General features: G+C 70.2%; 28 protein-coding genes. 18 read left to right on the top strand and 10 right to left on the bottom strand.

Going from position 1 to position 26,757, the window contains the following annotated elements:
* Positions 1-98: 98 nt before the first annotated feature.
* The 4 genes from HDA39_RS22965 to HDA39_RS22950 are packed head-to-tail and all read left to right on the top strand — an operon-like array spanning position 99 to position 3,987.
* Entirely contained in the window at positions 99-1,052 is a 954-nt protein-coding gene (locus tag HDA39_RS22965; protein ID WP_337925854.1) for an ROK family protein, read from the top strand.
* Positions 1,049-2,236, top strand: a complete 1,188-nt coding sequence (gene nagA / locus HDA39_RS22960; protein ID WP_184798264.1) for an N-acetylglucosamine-6-phosphate deacetylase — start codon at positions 1,049-1,051, stop codon at positions 2,234-2,236. The genes HDA39_RS22965 and nagA overlap by 4 nt, the downstream gene beginning before the upstream one ends.
* Positions 2,233-3,141, top strand: a complete 909-nt coding sequence (locus tag HDA39_RS22955; RefSeq protein ID WP_184798262.1) for a 1-phosphofructokinase family hexose kinase — start codon at positions 2,233-2,235, stop codon at positions 3,139-3,141. Before nagA ends, HDA39_RS22955 begins: the two co-directional genes overlap by 4 nt.
* A 9-nt stretch (positions 3,142-3,150) precedes the next feature.
* Positions 3,151-3,987, top strand: a complete 837-nt coding sequence (locus HDA39_RS22950; protein ID WP_184798260.1) for a class II fructose-bisphosphate aldolase — start codon at positions 3,151-3,153, stop codon at positions 3,985-3,987.
* Here HDA39_RS22950 and HDA39_RS22945 read toward each other — a convergent pair.
* The 4 genes from HDA39_RS22945 to HDA39_RS22930 form a co-directional block, all read right to left on the bottom strand.
* Complete coding sequence (locus HDA39_RS22945) at positions 3,984-5,036, bottom strand: ABC transporter permease (RefSeq protein WP_184798258.1); 1,053 nt, start codon at positions 5,034-5,036, stop codon at positions 3,984-3,986. The two genes, HDA39_RS22950 and HDA39_RS22945, sit on opposite strands and share 4 nt — an antisense overlap.
* Positions 5,033-5,929: an ABC transporter ATP-binding protein gene (locus tag HDA39_RS22940; RefSeq protein WP_184798256.1), complete on the bottom strand. Its 897-nt coding sequence runs from the start codon at positions 5,927-5,929 to the stop codon at positions 5,033-5,035. The genes HDA39_RS22945 and HDA39_RS22940 overlap by 4 nt, the downstream gene beginning before the upstream one ends.
* Positions 5,926-6,318 (bottom strand): GntR family transcriptional regulator, encoded by a 393-nt coding sequence (locus HDA39_RS22935; RefSeq protein WP_184798254.1) that lies wholly within the window; start codon positions 6,316-6,318, stop codon positions 5,926-5,928. The genes HDA39_RS22940 and HDA39_RS22935 overlap by 4 nt, the downstream gene beginning before the upstream one ends.
* Positions 6,319-6,389: 71 nt before the next feature.
* A complete protein-coding gene (locus HDA39_RS22930; protein ID WP_202893102.1) occupies positions 6,390-7,703 on the bottom strand; it encodes a cryptochrome/photolyase family protein in 1,314 nt (437 codons plus the stop codon).
* A 99-nt stretch (positions 7,704-7,802) separates the two neighbouring features.
* Here HDA39_RS22930 and HDA39_RS22925 point away from each other — a divergent pair, with 99 nt between their 5' ends.
* From HDA39_RS22925 to HDA39_RS22870, 12 genes are all read left to right on the top strand, one after another.
* Complete coding sequence (locus tag HDA39_RS22925; RefSeq protein WP_184798252.1) at positions 7,803-8,516, top strand: iron-dependent transcriptional repressor DtxR; 714 nt, start codon at positions 7,803-7,805, stop codon at positions 8,514-8,516.
* Between the two features lie 87 nt (positions 8,517-8,603).
* The gene (locus HDA39_RS22920; protein ID WP_184798250.1) at positions 8,604-9,377 is read left to right on the top strand and encodes a class I SAM-dependent methyltransferase; all 774 of its coding nucleotides are present in this window, start codon (positions 8,604-8,606) and stop codon (positions 9,375-9,377) included.
* Between the two features lie 42 nt (positions 9,378-9,419).
* Positions 9,420-10,778: an aminodeoxychorismate synthase component I gene (pabB, locus tag HDA39_RS22915; protein ID WP_184798248.1), complete on the top strand. Its 1,359-nt coding sequence runs from the start codon at positions 9,420-9,422 to the stop codon at positions 10,776-10,778.
* Positions 10,775-11,479: an aminotransferase class IV gene (locus HDA39_RS22910; RefSeq protein WP_184798246.1), complete on the top strand. Its 705-nt coding sequence runs from the start codon at positions 10,775-10,777 to the stop codon at positions 11,477-11,479. Before pabB ends, HDA39_RS22910 begins: the two co-directional genes overlap by 4 nt.
* 260 nt (positions 11,480-11,739) lie before the next feature.
* Positions 11,740-12,657, top strand: a complete 918-nt coding sequence (locus HDA39_RS22905) for an SPFH domain-containing protein (RefSeq protein ID WP_238356126.1) — start codon at positions 11,740-11,742, stop codon at positions 12,655-12,657.
* Between the two features lie 5 nt (positions 12,658-12,662).
* The gene (locus HDA39_RS22900) at positions 12,663-12,866 is read left to right on the top strand and encodes a type II toxin-antitoxin system antitoxin (protein WP_184798244.1); all 204 of its coding nucleotides are present in this window, start codon (positions 12,663-12,665) and stop codon (positions 12,864-12,866) included.
* The gene (locus HDA39_RS22895; RefSeq protein WP_184798242.1) at positions 12,863-13,555 is read left to right on the top strand and encodes a GOLPH3/VPS74 family protein; all 693 of its coding nucleotides are present in this window, start codon (positions 12,863-12,865) and stop codon (positions 13,553-13,555) included. Before HDA39_RS22900 ends, HDA39_RS22895 begins: the two co-directional genes overlap by 4 nt.
* 118 nt (positions 13,556-13,673) lie before the next feature.
* Positions 13,674-14,030, top strand: coding sequence for a GntR family transcriptional regulator (locus tag HDA39_RS22890; protein ID WP_184798240.1), 357 nt, complete (start codon positions 13,674-13,676; stop codon positions 14,028-14,030).
* Positions 14,027-14,935: an ATP-binding cassette domain-containing protein gene (locus HDA39_RS22885; protein WP_184798238.1), complete on the top strand. Its 909-nt coding sequence runs from the start codon at positions 14,027-14,029 to the stop codon at positions 14,933-14,935. The genes HDA39_RS22890 and HDA39_RS22885 overlap by 4 nt, the downstream gene beginning before the upstream one ends.
* The gene (locus HDA39_RS22880; protein WP_184798236.1) at positions 14,932-15,702 is read left to right on the top strand and encodes a hypothetical protein; all 771 of its coding nucleotides are present in this window, start codon (positions 14,932-14,934) and stop codon (positions 15,700-15,702) included. The genes HDA39_RS22885 and HDA39_RS22880 overlap by 4 nt, the downstream gene beginning before the upstream one ends.
* Positions 15,703-15,754: 52 nt before the next feature.
* Positions 15,755-16,690 carry an ABC transporter ATP-binding protein gene (locus HDA39_RS22875; RefSeq protein WP_184798234.1) on the top strand — a complete coding sequence of 312 codons (936 nt, stop codon included), beginning with the start codon at positions 15,755-15,757 and terminating at the stop codon, positions 16,688-16,690.
* A complete protein-coding gene (locus HDA39_RS22870; RefSeq protein ID WP_184798232.1) occupies positions 16,690-17,421 on the top strand; it encodes an ABC transporter permease in 732 nt (243 codons plus the stop codon). Before HDA39_RS22875 ends, HDA39_RS22870 begins: the two co-directional genes overlap by 1 nt.
* A gap of 323 nt (positions 17,422-17,744) precedes the next feature.
* Here HDA39_RS22870 and HDA39_RS22865 read toward each other — a convergent pair whose 3' ends face one another.
* From HDA39_RS22865 to HDA39_RS43795, 3 genes are all read right to left on the bottom strand, one after another.
* Positions 17,745-20,093 (bottom strand): glucosidase family protein, encoded by a 2,349-nt coding sequence (locus HDA39_RS22865; protein WP_238356125.1) that lies wholly within the window; start codon positions 20,091-20,093, stop codon positions 17,745-17,747.
* 415 nt (positions 20,094-20,508) lie between these two features.
* A complete protein-coding gene (locus tag HDA39_RS22860) occupies positions 20,509-21,519 on the bottom strand; it encodes a substrate-binding domain-containing protein (protein WP_184798228.1) in 1,011 nt (336 codons plus the stop codon).
* A gap of 88 nt (positions 21,520-21,607) precedes the next feature.
* A complete protein-coding gene (locus HDA39_RS43795) occupies positions 21,608-22,162 on the bottom strand; it encodes an SbtR family transcriptional regulator (protein ID WP_184798226.1) in 555 nt (184 codons plus the stop codon).
* 93 nt (positions 22,163-22,255) lie between these two features.
* Between HDA39_RS43795 and HDA39_RS22850 the strand changes: the two genes are divergently transcribed.
* Positions 22,256-22,996, top strand: a complete 741-nt coding sequence (locus tag HDA39_RS22850) for an SDR family oxidoreductase (RefSeq protein ID WP_184798224.1) — start codon at positions 22,256-22,258, stop codon at positions 22,994-22,996.
* 7 nt (positions 22,997-23,003) lie between these two features.
* On the opposite strand, the gene HDA39_RS22845 is transcribed toward HDA39_RS22850, so the two are convergent.
* The 3 genes from HDA39_RS22845 to HDA39_RS22835 are packed head-to-tail and all read right to left on the bottom strand — an operon-like array spanning position 23,004 to position 25,109.
* Positions 23,004-23,534, bottom strand: a complete 531-nt coding sequence (locus HDA39_RS22845; protein WP_184798222.1) for an AAA family ATPase — start codon at positions 23,532-23,534, stop codon at positions 23,004-23,006.
* Between the two features lies 1 nt (position 23,535).
* A complete protein-coding gene (locus tag HDA39_RS22840; RefSeq protein ID WP_184798220.1) occupies positions 23,536-24,321 on the bottom strand; it encodes an LLM class flavin-dependent oxidoreductase in 786 nt (261 codons plus the stop codon).
* Between the two features lie 47 nt (positions 24,322-24,368).
* Entirely contained in the window at positions 24,369-25,109 is a 741-nt protein-coding gene (locus HDA39_RS22835; protein WP_184798218.1) for an SDR family NAD(P)-dependent oxidoreductase, read from the bottom strand.
* A 198-nt stretch (positions 25,110-25,307) separates the two neighbouring features.
* On the opposite strand from HDA39_RS22835, the gene HDA39_RS22830 reads away from it, so the two are divergent.
* Positions 25,308-26,756, top strand: coding sequence for an AlkA N-terminal domain-containing protein (locus tag HDA39_RS22830; RefSeq protein ID WP_337925852.1), 1,449 nt, complete (start codon positions 25,308-25,310; stop codon positions 26,754-26,756).
* Position 26,757: the final 1 nt, after the last annotated feature.

Raw genomic sequence — 26,757 nt, 5'->3', positions numbered from 1 at the left:
AAAGCGGCGGGCCAGTAGGCCAAGTGGTCCGGCGAATACTGTCCATCAACTGCTCACGGATGTTCGAACCCCTGGGTAACGCTGCATAATGGCGCTCCGTGGAGCCCTGTGAAGTCGTGGTTGCCGTCGATCTCGGTGGAACCCGGATGAAGTGTGGCCTGGTCGCCGCCGACGGTGCCGTGCTGCACCGGGAGACCAGGACGACACCCCGGGACGCTGGTGCTCGTGCCGTGCTCGACGCGCTGCTGGAAACCGTCGTCGAGCTGAGCCAGAAGGCCGCCGCCGACGGGCACCACGTGCGCGCGGTCGGCGTCGTCGTACCGGGCATCATCGACGCCGGGCACGGCACGGTCAGCGCCGAGAACCTGCTCTGGGTGAACACCCCGGTCCGCGCCGAGATCCAGGCCGCGCTCGGGCCCGACCACCAGGTGCACCTCGCCCACGACGTCCGCGCCGGCGGCTACGCCGAGCTGCGCCAGGGCGCCCTCCGAGGCACCACGAACTCGCTCTTCCTCCCGCTCGGCACCGGCATTGCCGCCGCGATGGTCGTCGACGGCTCCCTGGTCAGCGGCGACGGGTACGCCGGTGAGCTCGGCCACACCCGGTTCGTGCACGGCGAGGCCGCCGAGCTGTGCGCCTGCGGCCAGTACGGCTGCCTGGAGACGGTCGCCTCGGCGGCCGCCCTCGCTCGCCGGTACGGCGCGCGCACGGGTCGCGTCGTCGACGGGGCCCGCGAGGTCCTGGAGCTCCTGGCCGATGGCGACGCCGACGCCGCGATCGTGTGGGCGGAGGCGCAGGCCGCGCTGATCGACGCGCTCGTGCTCTACACGACACTGGTGGCGCCGACCCGGATCGCGATCGGCGGCGGGCTGGTCGGAGCGGGCGAGACCCTGCTCGCGCCGCTGCGGGCCGGGGTGCACGAGCGGCTGACGTTCCAGCGCGAGCCGGAGATCGTCGCCGCGGAGCTCGGTGAAGAGGCCGGCTGCCTCGGTGCCGCGCTGCTGGCCTGGGACCGTGTGACTGTGGACGAGAGCGGAGAACCGACCGAATGACGACGTACAAGGTGGGCCGGCTGGTGACGCCGGACGACGTCCTGGAGAGTGCCTGGATCCAGATCGAGGACGGCGACATCCTCGCCTTCGGCCGCCGGTCCGAGGGGATGCCGGCCGACGGGCTGCGGCCGCAGGACCTCGGCGACACCACGGTCGTGCCGGGGTTCGTCGACATCCACACCCACGGTGGTGGCGGCTCGACGTACTCGACGACCGATCCGGAGCAGGCGCGCAAGGTCGCCGCCTACCACGCCGGGCACGGGACCACGACGACGATGGCCAGCCTGGTCACCGGCCCGCTCGACGAGCTCGTGTCGCAGACCGCCTGCCTGGCCGACCTGGTCACCGACGGCGTGATCGCGGGCGTTCACCTGGAGGGCCCGTTCCTGTCCGCGGCGCGTTGCGGCGCGCACGAGCCGACCCTGCTGCGCGACCCGGTCGAGGGTGACGTCGCCAAGGTGCTCAGCGACGCGGTGAAGATGGTGACGATCGCGCCGGAGCTGGAGCACGGGCTGGACGCGATCCGCCAGGTCGTCGACGCCGGTGTGGTCGCCGCGCTCGGGCACACCGACGCGACGTACGAGCAGATGATCGCCGGGGCGGACGCCGGGGCGACGGTCGCGACCCACCTGTTCAACGGGATGCGGCCGTTCCACCACCGCGACCCCGGACCGGTCGGTGCCGCGCTCAACGATCCGCGGCTGCTGCTCGAGGTGATCAACGACGGCATGCACCTGGATCCGCAGGTGGTCCGCGTCGCGCTGGCCGCGGCCGGGGTGAACCGGATCGCGCTGATCACCGACGCGATGGTCGCCACCGGCATGCCCAACGGGCGCTACCAGCTGGGCAGCCTCGAGGTCGACGTGAAGGACGGGCTGGCCACGCTGGCGCACGGCGCGCACTCGATCGCGGGCAGTACGCTGACGATGGACGTTGCCTACCACAACGCCGTGAACGCCGGGGTCTCGCTGGTGGACGCGTCGCGGATGGCGTCGACGACGCCGGCCGAGGCGTTCGGCTGGTACAACGTCGGCGGGATCGAGACCGGCAAGAACGCCGACCTGGTCGTGCTCGACGACGACTACGCCGTCCAGAAGGTGATGCGTCGCGGTGAGTGGCTCAACCGCGAGCCCGCGGACGCTTCCCGGCCCGCCGACGCCGGCGCGGCCGGCGAGACCGCATGATCGGGACCGTCACCCTCAACCTCGCGCTCGACGTCACGTACGCCGTCGACGAGCTCGTGGTCGGCGGCAGCCACCGCGTCGGCGACGTCCGGATGCGGGCCGGAGGCAAGGGTGTGAACGTGGCCCGCGTCGCCGCGGCGCTCGGCCACCAGGTGCTGGTGCTCGGCTTCGTCGGTGGAGTCACCGGGGAGCAGGTCGCCGAGGAACTCTTCGACGCCGGGCTGACCTCGCTGCTCACGCCGATCAAGGGCGAGACCCGGCGGACCGTTGCCATTGTCAACGGTGTCGACGGCGACGCCACGATCTTCAACGAGTCCGGGCCGTCGGTCGCCGCCGACGAGTGGCGGGCGCTGACCGAGCGGATGCCGTGGCAGCGCCTCGGCGTACTGGCGTGCTCGGGCAGCCTTCCGCCGGGGCTGCCGGCCAACGCGTACTCCGAGCTGGCCACGCTCGCCTGGCAACGCGACGTACGGACGGTCATCGACACCGGCGGCAAGGCCCTGCTCGCGGCGGCCGAGGCGGGCGCGGTCGTTCGCTCGAACGCGGCCGAGCTGCGCGAAGCCCTCGGCGACGACATGTCCGTAGAGGACGGCGCCCGCCGGCTGGTCGACTTCGGAGCCACCGCCGCCGTGATCACCGACGGCCCGCGCGGCATGGTCGCCGCGAGCCGGACCGGTGTCTGGCGGGCGGACCCGGTCGAGCGCGTGGCCGGAAACCCCACTGGTGCAGGGGATGCGTGCACCGCCGTCGTCGCCGCCGCGATCGCCGAGTCGGCCCAGCCCGACTGGCCGACGGTCCTCCAGTCCGCGGTGGCCGCGTCGGCCGCCGCCGTCCTCACACCGGTCGCCGGTGACCTCGACCTCGCGGCGTACCAGCGGTGGCAGCCGCGGGTCGTCGTCCGATAGGAGAAGCTCATGCCGTTGGTGTCCGGAGCCGAGGTCGTGCTGGCCGCGGCCCAAGCAGGCCGTGGAGTCGGCGCGTTCAACGTGATCCAGCTGGAGCACGCGACCGCGCTGATCGCCGGGGCCGAGCAGGTCGGTGCGCCGGTGATCCTGCAGATCAGCGAGAACGCCGTGAAGTACCACGGCGCGCTCAAGCCGATCGGGGTCGCCACCCTGGCCGCCGCGGCCGCGGCGAGCGTGCCGGTCGTCGTGCACCTCGACCACGCGATGGACCGCGACCTGGTCACCGAGGCGGTGTCGCTCGGCTTCACGTCGGTGATGTTCGACGCGTCCAAGCTCGAGTACGCCGACAACGTCGCCGCGACCAGCGAGGTGACGGCGTTCTGCCACGAGCACGGGGTGTTCGTCGAGGCCGAGATCGGTGAGGTCGGCGGCAAGGACGGCGTGCACGCGCCGGGCGCGCGGACGCGGCCGGACGAGGCGCTCGCCTTCGCCGAGGCGACCGGTGTCGACGCGCTCGCGGTGGCGGTCGGGTCGTCGCACGCGATGACCGAGCGGACCGCGGAGCTGGACTTCGCGCTGATCGGTGAGCTGCGGGCCGCCGTACCGGTTCCTCTGGTGCTGCACGGTTCGTCGGGCGTCGCGGACGGCGACCTGACCCGCGCGGTCGAGGCCGGGATGACGAAGGTCAACATCGCGACCCACCTGAACAACGTCTTCACCGGGGTCGTCCGCGAGATCCTGGCCGAGCAGCCGAAGCTCGTCGACACCCGCAAGTACCTCGGCCCCGCCCGCAGTGCGGTCGGAGCCGAGGTCGCTCGCTTGCTGACGGTCCTGAAGGCCGTCTAGGTCAGGTCACGCCGGATCCTCCAGAAGGAGAAGCCGGTCAGGCCGAGCGCGAGCAGCAGGAACAGGCCGAACTCCCGCCACTGCAGACCCCAGAAGTGGTTGGGCGGGTGGTAGCTGATCTGCTGCTTGTACCCGTCGTCGGCCAGCCGCTGGAAGCAGGCGCTCATCGGCTGCTGGTTCCTGGTCTCCTCGGCGGTCGCGTTCGGCCGGGGCGGGCCGCACTCGGCGACGTAGCCCGGCAAGGTCTTCTGGACCTGGCCGGCCGAGTTCACCGTGTTCTCGGACAGCTTCCAGTTGCCCTCGCCCGGGAGCTTCGCCTCGACCCGCAGCACGGTCGGGTTCACCTCCGGACCGGACAGCTGGAGCCCCCGCATGTTCTCGGCGGTCACCACGACGGTCGTGTCGACCGGCGTCATCAGGTGCGGCCGGATCAGGATCGGCGTCAGGATCTGGAGCGCGATCACGCCGGCCAGGGTGATCGCGATCGCGACCACACTGCGCCGGACGAGCAGCCCGACGGCGACCCCGAGCGCGAAGGCGAACGCCGCGTAGCCGATCGGCACGACCCCTCGCGCGCCGAAGACCGCGGGCAGCAGGCGGGGCACGTTGAAGATTCCGGCCGCCTGACCCGAGTCGATCGCGTCGTCGATCGGGTCGGACCACCAGGTCACCGCGAGGCTGAGCAGGCCGGTGACGACCATCGCGCCGAGTCCGGTGACGGCCAGCTTCGTGACCAGCCAGCGGGTCCGGGTGATGCTCTGGTTCCAGACCAGCCGGTGCGTTCCCGCCTCCAGCTCGCGGGCGATCAGGGGCGCGCCCCAGAAGGCGCCGATCACCGGGGGAGCGGCGTACACGAGCGCCTGTCCGGCGACGTACAGGTACTGGTTGATCCGGTCGAACTGGATCTGCTTGAGGAACTCCTCCGGCCGGAGCTTGTACGTGTCCAGCAGGCCGGGGCCGGTCACGGCCAGGAAGACGCCGAGCAGCACGATCGCGCCGACGACCACCAGCGCCTGCAGGCGGAACTGCCGCCAGGTCAGCCAGATCATCGCTGCACCTCCAGGACAGGCCGGTCGTTGGACTTGGGCTTCGTCGACGCCGAGCGGCCCATGTAGGCGAGCACGACGTCCTCGAGCGTGAGCTGCGAGACCGACCAGGCCGGGTCGAGCACCGGCTCGTCGGTACGGATCAGGAACGTGGACTGGCGGTCGGTGTGGCTGGCCGAGATCACGTACTGGTTCTGTGGCATCGACTTCTCGTCGCGCCGCGGGCCGACCAGCCGGTAGTGCGTCGCCAGCAGCGTCTCGATGTCACCGCTGATCTGGACCCGCGAGTCGACCAGGACGACCAGGTAGTCGCAGGACCGTTCGACGTCGGAGACCAGGTGCGAGGACAGGACGACGCTCAGCTCCTGCTCGGTGACGGCCTCCATCAGGTCCTGGAGGAACTCGCGCCGGGCGAGCGGGTCGAGCGCCGCGACGGGCTCGTCCAGGATCAGCAGCTCGGGCCGTTTCGCGACGCCCAGCGTCAGCGCGAGCTGCGCGCGCTGACCGCCGGACAGCCGGCCGGCGCGTTGCTTCGGGTCGAGACCGAGGCGCTGGATCCTTGCCTGGGCCAGGGAATCGTCCCAGCCCGGGTTGAGATGCGCGCCGAGCTTGAGGTGGTCGGCGACCGACAACCTGCTGTACGTCGGGGTGTCCTGCGCGACGAACCCGATCTTCGCGAGCTGCGGCCCGCCGGCCGGTGCGTCCAGGACCTCGATGCTGCCGCTGGTCGGCGTCAGCATGCCGACGGCCAGGTTCAGCAGGGTGCTCTTGCCGGCGCCGTTCGGGCCGACCAGGCCGACGACGCGGCCGGCCGGGAGGTCGAGCGTGCAGTCGGTCAGCGCCCAGCGCCGGCCGTACTTCTTGCCCAGTCCCTGGGCTCGGAGGGCGGCGGTCATGCTATGTCCTCCTGAGCGGCGGACCGAAACGTCGCCTTGAACAGCGCCTCGATGCTCTCGTCGTCCAGTCCCGCTTTACGGGCCTTGGACAACCATCGCCGCAGGTCCGCGCGCAGCGGTCCGTGCGCGGCGAGACTGTGGTCGGTCAGCGTCCGGGTCACGAACGTCCCGCGTCCCGGCCGCGCCGCCACCAGCCCTTCGTGCTCCAGCTCGCGGTAGGCCTTCAGCACCGTGTTCGGGTTGATGGCGAGGCTCGCCACCACGTCCTTCACGGTCGGCAGCTGATCGCCTTCGCGCAGCAGGCCGAGCCGCAACGCGTTGCGGACCTGCTGCACGACCTGCTGGTACGGCGAGACCCCCGACCGCCCGTCCAGGTGGAACTCAATCATCTGTCACCCCATTGATCTAGTTACCTAGTACTATAGGGGCAGAGAAGATCCCGCGGTCAAGGCCTGGTCGGCTACTTGATCGCGGCGTAGCGGCGCAGGGACTCCTGCCGGGCCTCGGCGTGGTCGACGATCGGCGCCGGGTAGTCCTCGGGCGGGTCGGGCAGCAGCCAGGGCTCGTGGACCTTCTTGCCGTCGAGGCCGGCCAGCTCCGGAACCCAGCGGCGGACGTAGGCGCCGTCGGGGTCGAACTTCTTGCCCTGCGTGATCGGGTTGAAGATCCGGAAGTACGGCGACGCGTCGGCGCCGCAGCCGGCGACCCACTGCCAGTTCAGGCTGTTCGAGGCCAGGTCGCCGTCCCGCAGCGTCTTCATGAACCACCGCGCGCCGTACTTCCAGTGGACGTGCAGATCCTTGACCAGGAAGGAAGCGACGACCATCCGGATCCGGTTGTGCATGAAGCCGGACTCGGCCAACTGGCGCATCCCCGCGTCGACGACCGGGTAGCCGGTCTTCCCTTCGCACCACGCGGTGAACGCGTCGTCCGGCTCGTCGTAGTCCATCTTCTCGAACTCGGACCGCAGCGGCTTCCACGCCGCGTGCGGGTTCCGGTGCAGCAGATCGGCGCAGAACTCGCGCCACGCCAGCTCGCGCCGGTACGCCTCGGCGCCCTTGCTGCGCAGGCGGGCGAGATCGGCGAGCATCGTGCGGGGATGGACTTCGCCGTACTTCAGCGGGACCGACATCCGCGACGTGCTGTCCAGGTCGGGCCGGTCGCGCTCGTCGTCGTAGTCCGCGACGGTCTCCAGCCAGTTCTGCCAGTGCGCGCGCGCCGCTCGCTCACCGGCGTCGTCCACCGGCTCGCTCTTCGGCAGCGCGTCGCCCTGTTTGCCGATCCACTCGACGTCGTCCGGTGCGTCGACGGGCTGCCGCCAGCCGTGCTCGAGCCAGGCGCGGAAGTACGGCGTGAACACCTGGTACGACCGGCCGGACCCGTTCAGCACTCGTCCGGGTGCGATCGCGTACGCCGAACCGGTGGTCACCAGCGGACAGTCGAGCGCCTTCTCCACCGCGTCGTCGCGGCGTCCGCCGTACGGGCCGTAGTCCGCAGCGATGTGCACACTGTCCGCGCCGAGATCGGCCGCCAGGTCGGGAACGATCTTCGCCGGATCGCCACGCCGGACCACGAGCTTGCCGTCCATCGAGTCCCGCAGGCTCTTCAGCGAGCTGATCAGGTGGTCGCGTCGCGGATCACCGGCCGCGTCCCAGAGGGCCGCGTCGAGCACGAAGAGCCCACACACCTGCCCGTTCCCGGCCCGCACCGCCTCCAGCAGAGCCGGGTTGTCCGTCAGCCTCAGATCACGCCTGAACCACATCAATGCAGTCATCAGGGCCAGTCTTGCCGATGAACAACTTTGAAGTGAGCTTGAACCTTCAATGACCGGATCCGCCCGCCGATTGGGTAAGGCTTGCCTGGGTAGGCGAGAATGGTTGTCGTGAGCGAGCTGATCGATACCACCGAGATGTACCTGCGGACCATCTACGAGCTGGAAGAAGAGGGCATCCTGCCCCTGCGCGCGCGGATCGCCGAGCGCCTGCACCAGTCCGGACCAACGGTCAGCCAGACGGTGGCGCGGATGGAGCGCGACGGTCTGGTCACGGTCGAGGGCGACCGGCACCTGGAGCTCACCGACGTGGGCCGCATGCAGGCCACCCGGGTGATGCGCAAGCACCGGCTGGCCGAGCGGCTGCTGGTCGACGTGATCGGCCTCGAGTGGGAGGACGTGCACGCCGAGGCCTGCCGCTGGGAGCACGTGATGAGCGACGCCGTCGAGCTCCGGCTGATGAAGATCCTCGACAACCCGACCGAGTCGCCGTACGGCAACCCGATCCCGGGCCTGGAGGAGCTGCACAAGGAGAGCCTCGCGACGCCGATCGGCGAGTTCCGCGACGGCGTCGAGCCGCTGGACAAGGTGCTCGACCAGGCGACCGGTGCGGCCGTCCGGGTGCTGGTCCGGCGGATCGCCGAGCCGGTGCAGACCGACGACTTCGCGATGGCCGTGCTGCGCCGGGCCGGCGCGCTGCCGGGCCGCGAGGTCGACTCGATGCTGGACGCCGAGGGTGTCCTGGTCGGCAGCCGGGACGCCGGCGGTGTGATCAGCGACGAGACCGCGGGGCACATCTTCGTCTCGCTGGTCTGAGTTCTGGTCAGTTCCGTGTCAAGAAAGTGGCCACTGCCTGCGCTCGATGATGTACAGGCTGTGGCCACGGGGTAACGTCTGTCCGCGATGTCAGAGAACCAGATCGACTGGCCCGGGTATCTGCGGGAGTTCCACTCCGCCACCCCGGGCAGTACGGAAGCCCTGCTGTCCCGGGCGGTAGCAGGCGACCACACGCCGTACCGCTGGCTCGTCCGCGCTGTGTCGGGGGAGGCCAGGCGGGTCCTGGACCTCGCCTGCGGCAACGGCCCGGTCGCCCGTGAGCTGTACGGGCGCTGGGTGGTGGGCGTCGACAGCAACGCGATCCAGCTCGACGGCGCACCCGGTCCGAAGGTGCAGGCGGACGCGCTGCACCTGCCGTTCGCGAACGAGGCCTTCGACGTCGTCACCTGCTCGATGGGCCTGATGGTGCTGCAGCCGCTGCCCGACGTACTGGCCGAGGCTGCGCGCGTGCTGCGGCGTGGGGGAGTGCTCGCCGCGACGATCCCGGCGGTGCGGCCGCTGCGCCGCGGTGACCTGCGGACGCTGACCGGACTGACGACCCGGCTGCGGTCGCGGCCGCAGTTCCCGGCCGGCGGGGAGATCACCGGGCTGAAGGAGCAACTGCGCGAGGCCGGCTTCATCGTGATGGAGAGCCAGCGCGAGCGGTACGTCTACACGGTCCGCAGCATCGACGACGCCCGGCGGATGGTCGGCGCGCTCTACCTGCCCGGTACGTCGCAGAAGCGGCGCGAGCAGACCGCGGCCTGGATGGCCCAGCGCGCCCACGACCGGGACGGTCTCGAGATCGCGATCCCGATCCGCCGCATCACCGCGATGCGGACCACGCTGGCTCTCGGCTGAGACCACTCACTGCTGGGCCTGACCAGTAGGTACCGTTCTGCTGTGCCCGCTCTGACCTGGTCCGTTCGCTCGGTCGATCACGCTTTCGGTGGCGAGTCGGTCTACCGGGAGCTGTTCGCCGCCGAGCCGGTCGCGTTCTGGCTCGACGGCAGCCTCACCGACCGGTCGCCGCGGCGGATCTCCGTGCTCGGGACGAGCGCCGGGCCGGACGCCGAGGTGATCGTCCGGGACGTCGCCGACGGGGACGTCTTCGCCGAGCTGCAGGCCCGCCTCGCCGACCGCCTGACCGACGGCCCGGCCGAGCTTTCCCAGGTCTTCAACGGTGGGTACGTCGGGTATTTCGGCTACGAGCTCAAGTCGCTGACCGGCGGCGTCGCGGCGTACGAAGCGCAGACTCCGGACGCCCTGTGGATCTGGGCCAACCGGTTCGTCGTCATCGACCACGACCGGGATCGCTCGTACCTGGTTGCGGTCCACGCGCCGGACGACGCCGCCGCTGTGGCCTGGCTCGATCAGGCTTCATCGGCCGCGGCCTCGTGGTGGATGGGCTGGGTCGACCCACCGGCGATCTCGCTGCTCGACGTCGAGCAGCACCTGGAGCAGGACCGCGCGACGTACCTGGCCGGGATCGACGCCTGCATGGCCGCGCTCGAGGCCGGCGAGACCTACGAGGTCTGCCTGACCAACCGCGTCCGCCTCCCACCCGTCCCCGAGCCGCTCGACTTCTACCTGTGGCAGCGCGCGACCAACCCGGCGCCGTACTCGGCCTTCCTCCGGTACGGCGAGCTCGCGATCGCCAGTTCGTCGCCGGAGCGGTTCCTCGCGGTCGACGGCGACGGGTGGGCCGAGTGCCGGCCGATCAAGGGCACCGCGCCCCGGTCGGACGACCCGGCGTACGACAAGCTGGTCGCGAAGGCGCTGGCCGAGGACGAGAAGACCCGCGCCGAGAACCTGATGATCGTCGACCTGATCCGCAACGACCTCGGCCGGGTCAGCGAACCGGGCACGGTCCAGGTCCCGCAGCTGATGGTTGTCGAGAGCTACCAAACCGTGCACCAGCTCGTCACCACCGTCCGCGGCAAGCTGCGCGACGGCGTGGACGCGGTGGCCGCCGTACGGGCCTGCTTCCCGCCGGGATCGATGACCGGGGCACCGAAGATCCGCACGATGGAGATCCTCGACGGGCTGGAGTCGAGTGCGCGCGGGGTGTACTCCGGCGCGCTCGGTTACCTGACCGTCGACGGGCGGGCCGACCTGAGCGTGGTGATCCGGACCGCCGTCCTGACCCCGCACGAGACCGTGATCGGCGCGGGCGGGGCGATCGTGCTCGACTCCGATCCGGCCGACGAGTACGACGAGATGGTGCTGAAAGCCGCCGCAACGCTGGGAAGGTCGGGGTGAACTCCGTGCTGGTCGCCGATTCGTTTCTCGTGCACAACGGGCAGGTCCGGGGACTGGACCTGCACCGCGAGCGGTTCGCCACGTCGTGTGCCGCGCTGGGGGAGTCCGGGGCGGGAGCGTTCTTCGACGACCAGGTCGGCCGGTTCCCCGCCTTCGGCCGGTGGTTCCCCCGCTTCGAGCTGTCCGCGGCGGGACTGGCCGTTCAGTTGCGTCCGGCCCCTACCCAGGGCGGCCGCATCCGGATCGCCGTCCACAGCGGCGCCGATCCGCGGACCCAGCCGTTGGTCAAAGGCCCCGACCTCGAAGCGCTCGGCGCCCTGAAGGCCGAGGCCGCCGCCGACTGCGGCGCCGACGAGGTCCTCCTGATGGACCCCGACGGCATCGCCGTCGAAGCGGCGTACTCCGCCCTTGCCTGGTGGGAAGGCGACACCCTCCACTTCCCGCCGTCCGACCGCCCGTTCCTCCCGTCGGTCACCGCCCACCTGGTCCGGGACCTGGCGATCGCTCGAGGCGTCGAGGTCGCCGAGACCGCCCGCCGCCCCGAGGACCTCGCCGAGGTCGACGAGCTCTGGCTCCTCAACGCCCTCCACGGCATCCGCCCCGTCCACGCCTGGCACGACGGCCCGATCGACCCGCTCCCCGCCTCCGCAGCCACCAACTGGCAACAAGCCCTCACCGCCCTGGCCCGCCCCATCAACTGACAGCCCATCAGCCACCCCCGGCTACCCCCCGAAGCCCACCAAATACCAGCCCCCGACCCCCTCCACCTTCTCCCCCATCCCCCCGCCCTCCCCTCCTTTCCTTCCCTGTCTTTCCCTTTGACCCATTCCCCCCCCGCCCTCCCCTCCTTTCCTTCCCTGTCCTTCCCTTAGACCCATTCCCCACCACCCCCCACCAGCCCCCTTCCAAAAACTGATATCACTATGCTACCTTCGAGACATCGAACCCCGGAGGAGTGTGGATGATGACTGCTGACGTCGACGTGATGGTGGAAATGCCCAAGCCCAAGGTGACCGAACGCTCAGCACGCGACCTGAACGGCTGGCCGGTCCTCGGCCTCTCGCTCGTGCTGGTGATCGCCGCGGTGGTGCTCTTCATCGTGGGGATCAGCGGAGAGAACCTGGCACTGATCATCGTGTCCTCCGTGCTGTTCGTGGCCGGCGTGATCCTGGCCGCCGGCCTGACACCGGTGTCGCCCGGCCGGGCGCGAGTGCTGCAGATCCTCGGCCGGTACGCCGGGACGATCCGCACCGACGGCCTGCGCTGGGTGAACCCGATCTCGGTCCGGCAGCCGGTCTCGACCCGGATCCGCAACCACGAGACGGCCGTTGCCAAGGTCAACGATGCCGACGGCAACCCGATCGAGATCGCCGCGGTGGTGGTCTGGCAGGTCGAGGACACCGCGCAGGCGCTGTTCGAGGTGGACGACTTCGTCGAGTTCGTCGCGATCCAGACCGAGACCGCGGTCCGGCACATCGCCAACTCCTACCCGTACGACGTGCACACCGAGGAAGGCGGCCTGTCGCTGCGCGACAGCACCGACGAGATCACCGAGACCTTGTCGACCGAGATCGGCGTCCGCGTCCAGGCGGCCGGCGTGCACGTGATCGAGTCCCGGATCACCCACCTGGCGTACGCGCCGGAGATCGCCCAGGCGATGCTGCGCCGCCAGCAGGCCGGCGCGATCGTGGCGGCCCGGGCCCGGATCGTCGAGGGCGCGGTCGGCATGGTCGAGCTCGCGCTGGACCGGCTGTCGGAGAACAACGTGGTCGACCTCGACGAGGAGCGCAAGGCGACCATGGTCAGCAACCTGCTGGTGGTGCTGTGCGGCGACCGTGATGCCCAGCCGGTCGTGAACACCGGCTCGCTGTACCAGTAGTCCCGATGGCGACCGAACGCAAGAAGATCCTGCTCCGGCTGGATCCTGTGGTGCACGACGCGCTGGCTCGTTGGGCCTCCGACGAGCTGCGCAGCACCAACGCCCAGATCGAGTTCCTGCTCCGGCGCGCACTCGCCGACGCCGGCCGGCTGCCCGGAGACGTCGGCACCATGCGCCGCCCAGGCCGCCCCCGCAAGGAGGAATCATGAACGCTCGTTCGATCCGTAAGCCGGAGCGTCCACAGCAAGTAGTTGCCACCGACAAGAGCACGCACCCCGCCCTCCCGGAACGCCTTTATCTGTTGGCGTTCAACCCGACCACCGCCAAGCTCACCAACAAGTCCCGCCTCGGCCTGATGCTCCGCGCCGCAGCCCTGATCGACCTCCACCTCGACGGCCGCCTCGCCGACCAGGACGGCCGGGCGGTCGCCACCCACGGAGCGACGGCCGATCCGCTCGCCGCCCACGTCCTCACCCAGATCGAGTCCGGCGGGCGCAAGCGCTGGAAGTACTGGGTCGAGCGCAAGGCCCGCCAGGCCGTGCCGATGGTTCGCGACGAGCTCGAGCGCCGTCACCTGATCAAGGTCGAGCACTATCGCCGCTTCGGTCTCTTCCCCGCCGAGCGGATCTCCCTCCGCCAGCCCCTCGTCCGCCGGCAGCTGCTGCAGTCGGCGACGGACACGCTGTGGCCCGCCCGCCTGGTCAGCCGCGTCGACCCGCGCGACGCGGCACTCGTCGTACTGGCGTCCACCGGCGAGCTCAAGCATGTGCTGTCCCGGGCGCAGCGCAAGCAGCACAAGGACCGCCTCGCCCAGCTCGCCGTCCTGGCGGGTCCGCCCGCCCCGGCCCTGCGGAAGGCGATCCAGGCGCAGAACGCGGCATCCGGCGGGGCCGGCTAGCAGAAGGGGCTTGACGTCCGGGGGTTCGTCGGTGCTACGGTTCATTAGTCAAGTAATGAACCTACGAACCACGCTACCCTGACGACGCCACGACCCGGAGAAAGAAGAGGCGACCACGATGTTCGACGATCGCAGCCCGATCTATCTCCAGATCGCGGAGCAGATCAAGAACGACATCGTCACGGGTGCTCTCGCCGAGGACGAGCAGGTCATGTCGACGAACCAGTACGCCGCCTTCTACCGGATCAACCCCGCCACCGCCGCCAAGGGCTTCGCCCAGCTGGTCGACGAGGGCGTGCTCTACAAGAAGCGCGGGATCGGGATGTTCGTCAGTCCGAACGCCCGCGACCTGCTGCGTGGCGGCCGCCGGGAGGCGTTCTTCTCCGGCGTGGTCGACCCGATGATCGCCGAGGCCAAGGCGATCGGCGTCCCGCTCACCGAGATCGTCCAGCACATCCAGAAGGAGGAGCAGTGAACGCCCTGGAAGTGCGGACCGAGAACCTGACCGTCCGGTTCGGCGGCGTCCCCGCCGTCGACGGACTCGACCTCCGGCTGGCGCCGGGCAAGATCCACGGCCTGCTGGGCCGCAACGGATCCGGCAAGAGCACGCTGGCCGCCCTCCTGGCCGGCTTCCGCAAACCCGACGAGGGCCGGGTCCTGATCGGCGGCGGCGACCTCGGAGCGGCGCGTACGCCGTACGAGGACGCGGTCGTGACCAGCCGGATCTGCCTGATCCGGGAGTCCGGCGACCTGTACGACCAGGCGCCGGTCAAGCGGGTCCTCGAGTACGCCGCGAGCCTGCGGCCGTACTGGGACCAGGATCTCGCCGGTGAGCTGCTCGACAAGTTCGAGGTGCCGACCGGTAAGAAGGTCCAGAAGCTCTCCCGGGGCAAGCGGTCCGCTCTGGGGGTGATCCTCGGGATGGCCGGCCGGGCGCCGCTGACGATCTTCGACGAGAGCTACCTGGGGATGGACGTCCCGTCCCGCGAGCTGTTCTACGACGTACTGCTGGCCGACTACACCGAGGTGCCGCGCACGATCCTGCTGTCCACTCACCTGGTCAGCGAGGTCAGCGCCCTGCTCGAAGAGGTCGTCATTCTCGACCAGGGCAAGCTCGTCACCCAGTCGCCGGTGGATGCGCTGCGCGGCCGGGGAGCCTCCCTGGTCGGACCGGCGGCCGCTGTCGACGAGCTGACCGCCGGCCTCGCCGTACTGGCCCAGCAGCGGCTCGGCGGGACCAAGTCGGTGACCGTGCTCGGCGACCTCGACGACGCCCTGCTGGCCAAGGCCCGCTCGGCCGGGCTCGAGGTCGGCCCGGTCGGCCTGCAGGAACTGTTCGTCCACCTGACCGCACCGTCCCCGAAGGAGGGGAACCGATGACCGCCACCACGACCAGCCCGGCCGCGACCTTGCCGAACGGCGTCACCTCGGGACAGCGGCTGCTGCGGGTGCTGCACGCGATGCGGGTCGGCATGACCCCGATGCTGGGCGGCTACTGGATCATCATGGTTCTGGCGTTCCTGGTGGTCGGCCTGTTCGTCCAGGTGGTCAGCGACGGCGACAGCCACTCGATCTGGGACTACGGCACCCAGTCGCCGAAGTACTTCTCGCTGGCGGTGGGCATCACCGTGGGCCCGGCGTTCTTCACGCTGATGGTCTCGCTCGGCATCACCCGCCGGATGTTCTCGGTGGCGGCGAGCATCTTCCTGGCCGGCGCGGCGGCCGGCACGGCGGTGCTCTGGGTGGTCATCTACCAGATCGAGCACGTGATCTACGCCTGGCAGGGCTGGACGCAGGCCCTGGCCAACCCGCACCTGTTCACCAAGACCTCGCAGGTCGGACTGATCTTCCTCGAGTTCTTCCTGCTGGTCCTGTCGCACGAGGTCGCCGGCTGGCTGACCGGCATCAGCTTCCTGCGCTTCGGTGTCTGGAAGGGTCTCCTGCTGCTGCCGGTGACCTTGGTCCCGGCCGCGGCGGCGGAGTTCCTGCTGGTTGCCCAGTGGCTGGCCGAGGCGATCGCCGACACCGGCTACCACCGGCCGTCGCTCGCGGTCGCCGTACCGGGTGTCCTGGCGGTCAGCGCCCTGGGCCTGTACTTCGGCTACCTGATGATCCGCTCGTTCGGCGTCCGGCCGACCAAGGGCTGATCCCCGCTCCACCCTTCACTTCACCTCCACCTGTCCGACGGAAGGCTTCGCCATGCCCGAAAACACCCTCGACGACCTGGTCGTCGTGAAGAACCTGCGCAAGACGTACGGCGCGACCGTCGCCGTCGACGACGTGTCGCTGACCGTCCACCCCGGTGAGATCTTCGGCATCCTCGGCCCGAACGGCGCCGGCAAGACCACCACGGTCGAGTCGATCGCCGGGCTGCGGACTCCCGACGGCGGCAGCGTCCGCGTCGCCGGCCTCGACCCGCACACCAGCCGCGGTGAGATCACCTCGCTGATCGGCGTCCAGCTGCAGTCGAGCGAGCTGCCCGACAAGATCAAGGCCCGCGAGGCGCTCGAGCTGTACGCGTCGTTCTACCCGGCACCGCGGGACCCGGAGGAGCTGCTCGCGGAGCTCGGCCTGACGAAGGTGCAGAACACCGCCTTCGCCAAACTGTCCGGCGGCCAGAAGCAGCGGCTGTCGATCGCGCTCGCGCTGGTCGGCAACCCGAAGGTCGCGATCCTCGACGAGCTCACCACCGGCCTCGACCCGCAGGCCCGGCGCGACACCTGGGAGCTGGTCCGCAAGATCCGCGACACCGGCGTGACGATCATCCTGGTCACGCACTTCATGGAGGAGGCCGAGCACCTCTGCGACCGGATCGCCATCATCGACGGCGGTCGCGTGGTCGCCCTGGACACCCCGGCCGGCCTGGTCGAGGCGGCCCGCTCCGAGCAGCGGATCAGCTTCCGGCTGCCCGCGCCGCTGGCCGACGACACCGTGCTGACCTCGCTGCCCGCGGTCAAGACCGTCGCCGTCGACCACGACCGGTTCGTTGTCACCGGCAACGACGACGTCCTGGTGGCCGTGGTCACCGAACTGGCCGCCCGCGGCCTGGCCCCGATCGACCTGCACACCGAACAGACCACGCTGGACGACGCCTTCCTGCTGCTCGCCGGCAAGAACTTCGAAGGAGCGAACTGATGAGCCAGACCCTGACCCTGACCCGGATCGAGACCAAGCTGTTCGTTCGCGACTGGGCGAGCCTGTTCTTCGTCTTCGTGCTGCCGCTCGGGCTGCTGACGATCTTCTCGCTGATCGGTGGTGACGACCCGACCGCCGAGGACGGGATCCCGGTCAGCTTCCTGCCCACGATGGCGATCGGGATCGGCATCGGCCTGCTCGGGTTCGCGACGCTGCCGATGATCCTGGCCGCCTACCGAGAGAAGGGCGTCCTGCGGCGGATGTCGACCACGCCGGTCAAGCCGGTCAAGCTCCTGGTCGCGCAACTGCTGCTGCACCTGGTCGCCGCGGCGCTGGTGATCGTGCTGATCCTCGGCGCCGGAGCGCTGTTCTTCGACGCCGCGCTGCCGAGTGCGCCGTTGCCCTTCGTGGTCGCCGCGCTGCTCTACTCGGTCGCTCAGTTGAGCATCGGACTGTTGATCGCCGGACTGATTCCGACCGCGAAGGCGGCGAGCATCGTCGGCAACCTGCTGCTCTTCCCGAGCATGTTCTTCGCCGGCGTCTGGACGCCCGGCGACCTGATGCCGGAGTCGATCCGCTGGCTGCGTGACGTCACGCCGATGGGCGCCGGGATGACCAGCATGCAGGACGCGTGGTCCGGGCAGTGGCCGGGCACGGTCAGCCTGATCGCTCTGCTGGTCGCGATCGTCGCCAGTGTCGCGGTGGCCGCCCGCTTCTTCCGCTGGGAGTGACTTATGCACAGGGGGTGTGCATAACCGCGACGGTTTCTGTGGACGGGCGAGCACACACTGTGGACGACACGCATGACCTTTCGGGAAAGGCTTGTGTGGCACGGGCTCCCGGCGGTAGAACAGACGACACGCTGTTCCAACCGGGACGGCGGGTCGAAGGGAAACCGAGCCCCCTTGCGGTGGGGATCCCCACCGAGTAGACCGGTGACGGGGTCTGCCGGGCGCAACGGCCTGCTTCGGGAAGCTGGAGACGTCACTGTCCCTTCAGCTGTGCTGGGCCCCTCCGACTCATACTCTGAGGGGCCCAGCGCTTCGTCCGCTCGCTACTTCAGCGTGATCCTCACACTGGTCGAGGATCCACGCGCCGCGGTGTGAACCTCGGTCCCGCGACTGGTCGTCACCAACTGGTACGAAGTGCTCCGGCCGTCGACCGAAACCTTCGCCACCTTCGCCCCGGCCGGCAGCACCGCACCGATCGTCACGGCGGCGCGCACGCCCTTGACCTTCACGTCGGTCCGCAACTCCTTGTTTTCAAGGCGTGCGGACACGTCGACCGCACCGCGACCGACCTTGATGTTGCTCCCGGCCACCTTGTGCTGACCGCCCGGGATCTGCGGTACGACGGCCAGTTGGCCGTGACCGAGATCCGGGTCGACACCGAGCTGCTGGTGCACGACCGGCCAGAGTACGCCGTACGCGCCCCACGCCTGCAGTGCCATCGAGCGGTCGGTGAACGGCCGGTCGATGTTCGCCGGCGCGTCCGGTGACGGGGCGATCTCCGGCATCGCTCCGGGGGTCTCCCAGACCTTCGGGTCGAGCTGGATCCGGGCGTTGCCGGTGGTGTAGACCTGCTGCTGGTTCTGGCCCAGCCGCCCGAAGTTGCCCTCGGCAACGGCCATGATGGAGGTGTTGAGCGAGAAGATCGCGCGCTCGCTCTTCACCGCCGAGACCACGCTGTCGCACGAGGCGCCGGGGTTGCCGGCCGCGTCCGCGGTCGGGCCGGTGCCGGTGTGGAACAGGCCGAACTCGCCGGTGTAGCAGGCCTTCTCGCGCTGGTCGAGCGCGATCTTCGCGTGCTCGGGCGAGGCCAGGGGAGCGTCCGGCTTGCCGGGGCGGGTGAGCACGGCCTCCATCGGGGTGACGCCGGTCCAGTGCCGCTGGAAGATCGGCTTGTTGTCGTTCGCGGGATCCGCCGGGTCGTCGACCGAGTCGGCGTACCCGAAGGCCTGCTGGACCCACCACTGGGTCTCGAAGCGCTTCTCCAGGTCGTCGGCCTTCGCGGTCGCCCACCGCTGGGTCTGCCGGTCGCGCTTCGAAGCGGCGAGATCGGCGAGGTCACGCAGTCCGCGGGCCAGGTACACCGTGCTGTCCAGCTTCTCGGAGCCCATGCCGTTGCGCTCGACGTTGGCCAGTCCTTCGAGCCAGCCGTCGTTGTCCTTGTCGAGCTCGCGGTACACGTACTTCAGGTTGCGTACGCTGAAGTCGTACAGCCGGTCGCGGAACCGGTCGTCGCCGGTCCAGCGCCACAGCAGCGCGACGATGCTCGGGAACTTCACCGTCTCGTCGGTGTTGCCCGCGCTCTGGTTGGAGCCGAAGTAGACGTCGCCGGTCGGCACGATCTCGTGCGCGACCTTGCCGCTGCGGTTGTTCAGCAGATCGCTGATCTCCTGCAGGGACTCGAGGTGCTCCTTGGCCGTGTCGAACTGACCGGCCGCGACCGCGGCGTACGACGTGTACTCGCCGTCGGTCGCGAAGATCCACGGGTAGTCGGGGAACCCGGCGCCGAACCAGCGGGCGCTGTCGACCGTGCCGGCCGGCTTCGGGTAGTCCTTGCCTTCGTTGACGTCGCGGATCTGCAGGTCGCGGGCCTCCTGCACGGAGTCGGCGAGGTTCTGCTTGCTCCACTCGACGCTCTGCTGCAGCAGCTTGTCGCCGGGCAGGTCGACCGCGGACTGCCGGGCGATCTGCTCCCGCGCGTTGGTCTTTGCCTTCAGCAACTTCTCGGGGTTGCCGATCGCCTTCCGGTACTCGCGCTCGGCGGCCGGCTTCCCTTCGTCCGACCCGGCCACGGCGAACCAGACCGTGGTCTCCTGGTTGGCCTTCAGCTTCACGCTGTACGTCAGGCGCCCGCCGGTGCCCTTGCCGACCGCCGAGTCGTCACAGTGCGCCGGGGGAGTGCCGTCCATCGGGCACACGACCGTCGGGTCCTGCGGGCCGCGATGATCGGCGCCCAGTGCGTGCCCGGTCGGACGCAGCGACGAGCCGACGACCGCGTTGTAGTCGTGCTTGGTCGCGTTGGTGATGGGCGAGGTCCCCTGATCGCGGAACCTCAGCACCCCGTCGCCGTACGAGCCGGTGTCCTGGAGGTTCGCCTGCCCGGCGCTGGGCGTGGTCCCACCCCACGGGTAAGCCGGCATCAGCTCGGAGTGCGCGTCGACATCGAGCTTGACGGTCTTGGCCTGCTTCGCCTTGAAGGTGAGCCCGACCACGGTCGCCCGGACCCCGTCCGGCACGAAGTCCGTCCGCTGAACCCCGTTGCCGTAGTCGATCCGCTGGTAGCCGTGGCCGCTGGTGTACTTGCTCGCCGGTACTTGCTTCCCGAGCCAGCCCCCGTCCACCCCGAACCAGATCCCGTCCAGAAGCTTGATGGGCTGAGACCAGATCCCACCCATCTCCCCCCGCGTGTGCCAACCGGTCGCGGGGTAAAGACCGGTCTCATCTCCCATCGCGTAGGCCCGATCCCCAACCACCAGAGACCGCCGGTCGGAAAGCCGAGTGGTTTCAGAGAGTTCAGCACCGGTGGCGCCCTGCGCGCCAGCGCGGCTCTCCGCCCCGCTTGCGGTGGCGTCGGGGGCGCCAGGCCCACCCGTCCCCTTCCCCGCGCTCTCCGCGCGCAGCGCGGAGAGCGCGGGGTCTGCGGTGGGTGGTGCGCCAGAGGCTTGCGTCGCCACAGTCACCAGGAGAGCTGCGGCGATCAGTCCGGCGCCCGCCGTACGGGTTCGGCGGCGACCGGGTGGTTGGGAGGTTGTCGGGCGGGGTGTCATGACAGGATTCCTCCTTCTCGCGGCACTCTCGCGCGCCGCGTCATCAGCCGGGGGCTGAGCTGCCCCTGACGATCAGTTCGGGTTGCAGCAGGCGTTCGACCGGCTCCTCGGACAGGTCCGGGCCGGTCAGGATGTCGATCAGTTCGTTGGCGATCAGGTCGATCGGCTGGCGCAACGTGGTCAGCGCCGGCGAGACGACCGACGCCAGCGGCGAGTCGTCGAACCCGGTCAGCGCGACCTCGGTCCCGGCGGCCAGCCCGCGCCGGTTGAGCTCGCGCAGCGCGCCCAGGGCCAGTACGTCGCTCAAGGCAACAATCGCGTCGACCGGTTCGGGTGCGTCGAGCAACGAAGCGGCACCCCGCGCACCCTCGTCGAAGGTGTCCTCGACGCAGTGCACCGCGAGTCCGTCCACCGGCAGCCCCAGCTCGACGCAGGCATCACGCCATCCGGCGAGCCGGTCCTCCGCCAGCCCCGACGACCGCGGCCACCCGAGGAACCCGATCCGCCGCCGCCCACCGTCGTACAGGTGCCGTGTCGCCATCGCGCACCCACCGGCACCGTCGACATCGACGTACGGCCCGGGCTGGGTCGACTCCTTCCACACCCGCCCGAACGACACGAACGGGATCCGCTGGTCCTTCAACCACCCGTGCCGCGGATCGTGCGTCTCGGTCTGCGACAGCACGAACCCGTCGACCAGCCGCCGCGCGTGCAGGTCGTCGTACACCGACATCCCGTCCGCACCGGCCGGTGCCGTGAACAACAAGATGTGCCGCCCGGTCGTCTCTGCCGCCGCGCACAACGCGTGCAGGAACTGGTCCATCACCAGGTGCGCCTGCCCACCGTGCCAGCTGGGCACGCAGTACCCGATCAGCTCGACCGCACTGGTCCGCAACGATCGGGCGTTACGATTGGGCCGGTAGTTGAGCAACTCGATCGACCGGGTCACGCGCTCGAGGGTGTCCGGCCGCAACCGGTGCGGAGCGTTCAGCGCATTGGAAACGGTCTGCACGGAAACATCGGCATGTGCCGCGACCTGCTTGAGCGTAGCCACCGAACCCCCTCACCAGCCGGGCGTTTGAACGTTAAAATTCCCCCGCAGTCTCACCCCCGGCAAGCTGCGTTGTCAACAGTCGGAGCGCCTACTGCTCTCTGTGACGAACCCCGTCGAGCACGATGCGCATCAGCGGGCGGGCGCGAGCGTCCCACTCCTCCTGGTCGAGGCGGCTGAGGTAGGCGATGAGCAGGATGACGTCCCGGGCGTCGACGTCCTGGCGGAAGTCCCCGGACCTCTTGCCGGCGTCGAGCAGCACGGTGAGGGCGTCGGCGATCGGGCCTTGACTGTGGTTGAAGAGGTCCTGGGAGGCGGCTGATTCGAGCGCGGCCAGGACTCCGCGCTTGACCTCGGCGTAGTCGACCACCCGGTCGAGCCAAGCGGCCAGTGCGCTCACCGGTTCGCGCTCGGCCAGCAGTGCCGGCGCGGCGGACACGAGTTCGTCCACGTCACGCCGATAGACCTCGGCGAGCAGCGCTTCGCGGGTCGGGAAGTGCCGGTAGAGCGTGCCCTGGCCGATCCCGGCGCGCTTGGCGATCGCGTTCAGCCGGACGTCGTCGGACTCCGCGAGCGCGGCCCGGGCGACCTCGATGATCCGGGCCCGGTTCGCGGTGGCGTCGGACCGGCGCGGGGTGGTGCTCACACACGGCTCCTGGCGGTTCGGGTTGTAAACGGACACGTGTCCGCTACGCTGGAGAAGAAACGGACACGTGTCCACTCTATCGGGAGGTCCTGAATGTCCACCCTCGACGGCACCGTCGTGGCCATCACCGGCGCGAGCAGCGGCATCGGCGAAGCGACTGCCCGGCTGCTCGCCGGCCGCGGCGCCGCGGTCGTGCTCGCGGCCCGGCGTACCGATCGCATCGACACGATCGCGCAGGAGATCCGGGACGCGGGCGGTCACGCGCTCAGCTGTCCGGTCGATGTCACGCGGGCCGAGGACCTGCACCGGCTGGTCGGTACGACGGTCGACGGGTTCGGCCGGCTCGACGTCCTGGTGAGCAACGCCGGGATCGCCCCGATCAGCCAGGTCGCCGACCTCGACACCGACGGCTGGACGGCGATGATCGACGTCAACCTCCGCGGTGTCCTGAACGGCATCGCCGCCGCGCTGCCGGTGTTCCGCGAACAGGGCCGAGGCCATCTGGTGACGACCGTCTCGACCGCCGGCCTGAAGATCACCCCCACGATGGCGGTCTACGCGGCGACGAAGAACGCCGTCCGTACGCTGCTCGAGGGCCTGCGCCAGGAGTCCACCGACGGCGTCCTGCGCACTACCGCGATCTCACCGGGGTACGTGCGCACCAACCTCGCGGACTCGATGCCGGATGCAACTATCCGCGAACGGATCCGTGACAACATGCGGGAGTCCGCCCTGCCTCCGGAGGCTGTCGCCCGCGCGATCGCCTTCGCCGTCGAGCAGCCTGACGACGTCGAGATCGGCGAGCTCAGCATCCGCCCGACCGCCCAGGGCTGACCTTCAGCTAGACGAAGCGGTCCGGGTCGAGGGCTTGTTGCGGAGCGGTGACCGGGCCGATCCCGTCGAGCAGTACGGCGAGGACCTCTGGTAAGCCGGGCGACCCGTCGACGGTGATCTCGCCCTCGACACCCAGCAGGTCGAGCCGGTGGTACCACTCGCGCAGCTTGCTCGCGGGGACCGTCATCGGTTTCAGCTCGTGCCGCCGCAGCGTCTCGTCCAGCGGAACGTCCAGGTAGAAGACGTGGGTCGTACCCGGGTGCTCCGCAAGCAACCTGCGCAGCATCGTGCCGTAGTGCGGGGAGTAGAGGATGCCTTCGAGGATCGTGGTGTAGCCGAGGCGGAGGCAGGAACGCACGGCGTCGGCGATGAAGGTGATGTTGTCGCCGTCGGGGACGTCGTGCTCGCGGAGGATCACCCGGCGGAGGTGGTCCTGGCCGACGTTCGCCGTACCGGGGCCGAGGGCGCGCTGGAGCTCCAGGGCGAGGGTGGACTTTCCGGAGGCGGAGTTGCCTCGGAGGATGATCAGGTCGGGCATGTCAGAGCTTCGGCGGGCCGGCTCGGAGGATCTGTTCGGCTTCGGCGCGAGGGCCGGGGGCGATCCAGCGGCCCCACCAAGTGGCGCCGGCTGCGGCGAAGGCGCTCGGGTCGCCGCCGCTGACTTTGAGGTCGAAGTCGTTGCCTCGTTCGGCTCTCAGGGCGCTGACGTCCTCGGGGAGGATCGGAAGGGAGGCCGTGGTCGGGCCTTTGTAGGCACAGGAGCCGTCCCACCGGAGGATTCGTCGGCGTACGGCGGGGACGAGCAGGTTGCCGCCGATCCAGATCGGGATGCGGGGGTGCTGGAGCGGGCGCGCGGTCAGTTGGGCGCCGTCGAGCTGGTAGTGCTTTCCCTGGTGGTGAACAGGCTCGCCGGACCACAGCGCGTCGATCACCGCCAGGCCCTCGTCGAGCATCTCCGCCAGCACGCGCGGATCGCTCACCCCGTCGAGGAACGGATCCGCCGGATCCCCGATCCCGACGCCGAGGATCATCCGCCCACCTGACAGGTGATCCAGCGCCACCGCCTCGGCCGCGACCTTCCACGGCCGCCGCCGCGGCAGCGGCGTCACCGTCGTACCCAACCGCACCGAGCTTGTCGCACACGCCATCGCCGCCAGACAGATCCACGGGTCGTACGTCGGCAGCGAGGTGTCGCCCTGGTACGCGAGATAGTCCTCCAGGAACACCCCGTCCCACCCCGACTCCTCGGCGATCCGGGCGAGCTCCGCCAGCCCGCGCGGATCCCGCCCGTCACCCACAGCCCCGAACGTCACCGAGAACTTCATCCGGTCACCGTAGAGGCCCCCACCGACAGTGGCGCCGCCCCGCCCACTCAGGCGGCGTGGCCGCCGTCGATCGTCAGCTCGGTGCCCGTGATGTACGCCGCGGTCGGCCCGGCGAGGTAGACGATCAGCGCCGCCACCTCGTCGGTCGTCCCGAAGCGGTCGAGGGCGAGCGCGCCGCGCTGCGCCTCGGCGTACGGGCCGTCGGCCGGGTTCATCGCCGTGTCGGTCGGCCCGGGCTGTACGACGTTCGACGTGATCCCCCGCGGACCGAGGTCCCGCGCGAGTCCCTTGCTCATCCCGACCACCGCCGACTTGCTCAGCGCGTACAGCGTCATCCCCGGTCCCGCGTTCCGTGAAGCGATCGTGCTGCCGACGTGGATCATCCGCCCACCGTCCGACAACCGCGCAGCGGCCGCCCGCGCAGCGACGTACGCCCCACGCACGTTCACCGCGAGAACCCGGTCGACCTCCTCCAACGCGACGTCCGAGATCATCCCGCTCGACCCGACGCCGGCGTTGTTGACCAGCACATCGAGCCCACCCAGCGCGTCGACCGCCCGTGCGACCGTCTCCTCCACGGCAGTCGCGTCGGCAGCATCCGCCTGGAACGCGAACCCCCGCCGCCCAGCCGCCTCGATCTGCTTCACCACCTGCGCCGCCTCGTCGGCCGCGCTCTGGTAGGTGATCGCCACATCGGCACCCGCCACTGCCAGCGCGATCGCGGAAGCGGCGCCGATGCCACGGCTCCCGCCGGTCACGAGTACCAGCTTGCCCGTAAGGTCGTTCATCATCATCAACTTCCTGGTTGTCCGTCGCTTCCCCTCCAGTTCAGCCGCCGCGGCACCCAGAAGCTGGCGGGTTCGCGCCGCCGGATCCTGCCGTCGTTTTCCTGCTACCCGACCGGTCACCTTGATGGCGCAAAACCGCTAGGAGTTGTCGGCGCGACCAGCGATGCTGGGGAGGTGTACGAATGTGTCGAGCGGTGCGTGCGAGCGGTCCAGTCCAAGGACGCGCGGTTCGACGGCTGGTTCTTCACCGCGGTCCTGACCACGAAGATCTACTGCCGGCCGAGCTGCCCGGTGGTCCCGCCGAAGGTCCAGAACATGCGGTTCTACCCGAGCGCGGCCGCGGCCCAGCAGGCCGGCTTCCGCGCCTGCAAACGCTGCCGCCCCGACGCCAGCCCGGGGTCCCCGGAGTGGAACGACCGCGCCGACCTGGTCGCCCGCGCGATGCGGCTGATCAGCGACGGCGTCGTCGACCGCGACGGCGTACCGGGCCTCGCGACCCAGCTGGGGTACAGCGTCCGCCAGGTCCAGCGCCAGCTCCACGCCGAGCTCGGCGCCGGCCCGCTCGCCCTCGCGCGGGCGCAGCGCGCGCAGACCGCGCGGATGCTGATCGAGACCAGCGACCTGCAGATGGCCGACGTCGCGTTCGCGTCCGGCTTCTCCAGCGTGCGTACGTTCAACGAGACCGTCCAGGAAGTCTTCGCACTCTCGCCGAGTGAGCTGCGCGGCCGGGCCAAGCGCGGCTCGCACCCGACCGCCCCCGGCACGATCTCGCTGCGGCTCCCGTTCCGCGCGCCGCTCACCCCGGACAACCTGTTCGGCCACCTGATCGCCACCGGCGTACCGGGTGTCGAGGAGTGGTACACCGGCGCCTACCGCCGCACCCTCCGGCTCCCGCACGGCCACGGCGTCGTCTCGCTGAGCCCGATGCCCGACCACATCGCCTGCCAGCTGTCGCTGACCGACCAGCGCGACCTCGCGATCGCGATCAGCCGCTGCCGCCGGATGCTCGACCTGGACGCCGACCCGATCGCCGTCGACGAGCTGCTCGCCGAGGACCCGTTCCTCGCACCGCTGATCGCGAAGGCGCCCGGCCGGCGCGTGCCGCGGACGGTCGACGGCGAGGAGTTCGCCGTCCGGGCCGTGCTCGGTCAGCAGGTGTCGACGGCCGCCGCGCGGACGCACGCGAGCCGTCTCGTCCAGGCGTACGGCGAACCGATCGACGACCCGGCCGGCGGGCTGACGCACCTGTTCCCGACGATGCAGGCGCTGGCCGGGCTCGATCCGGAGACGCTGGCGTTCCCGAAGTCCCGCCGTACGACGTTGACCACGCTGATCGCGACCCTCGCGGCCGGCGAGATCGACCTCGGCGCCGGCAGCGACTGGGACCAGGCCCGGGCACAGCTCGCCGAACTGCCCGGGATCGGCCCGTGGACGGTCGAGTCGATCGCGATGCGCGCGCTCGGCGACCCGGACGCCTTCGTGGCCAGCGATCTGGGCATCCGGTACGCCGCCCGCGACCTCGGGTTGCCCGAGGCCCCCAAACCGCTGATCGAGCACGCCCGGGCCTGGCGGCCGTGGCGTGCGTACGCCGTCCAGTACCTGTGGGCGACCGGAGACCATGCCATCAACAAGATCCCGACGGAGTGAG

It is taken from the genome of Kribbella italica (assembly GCF_014205135.1).
Taxonomy (GTDB): Bacteria; Actinomycetota; Actinomycetes; order Propionibacteriales; family Kribbellaceae; genus Kribbella; species Kribbella italica.
Note: the sequence above shows the minus strand (reverse complement) of the source record. Positions and strands in the feature narration are given on the sequence as shown.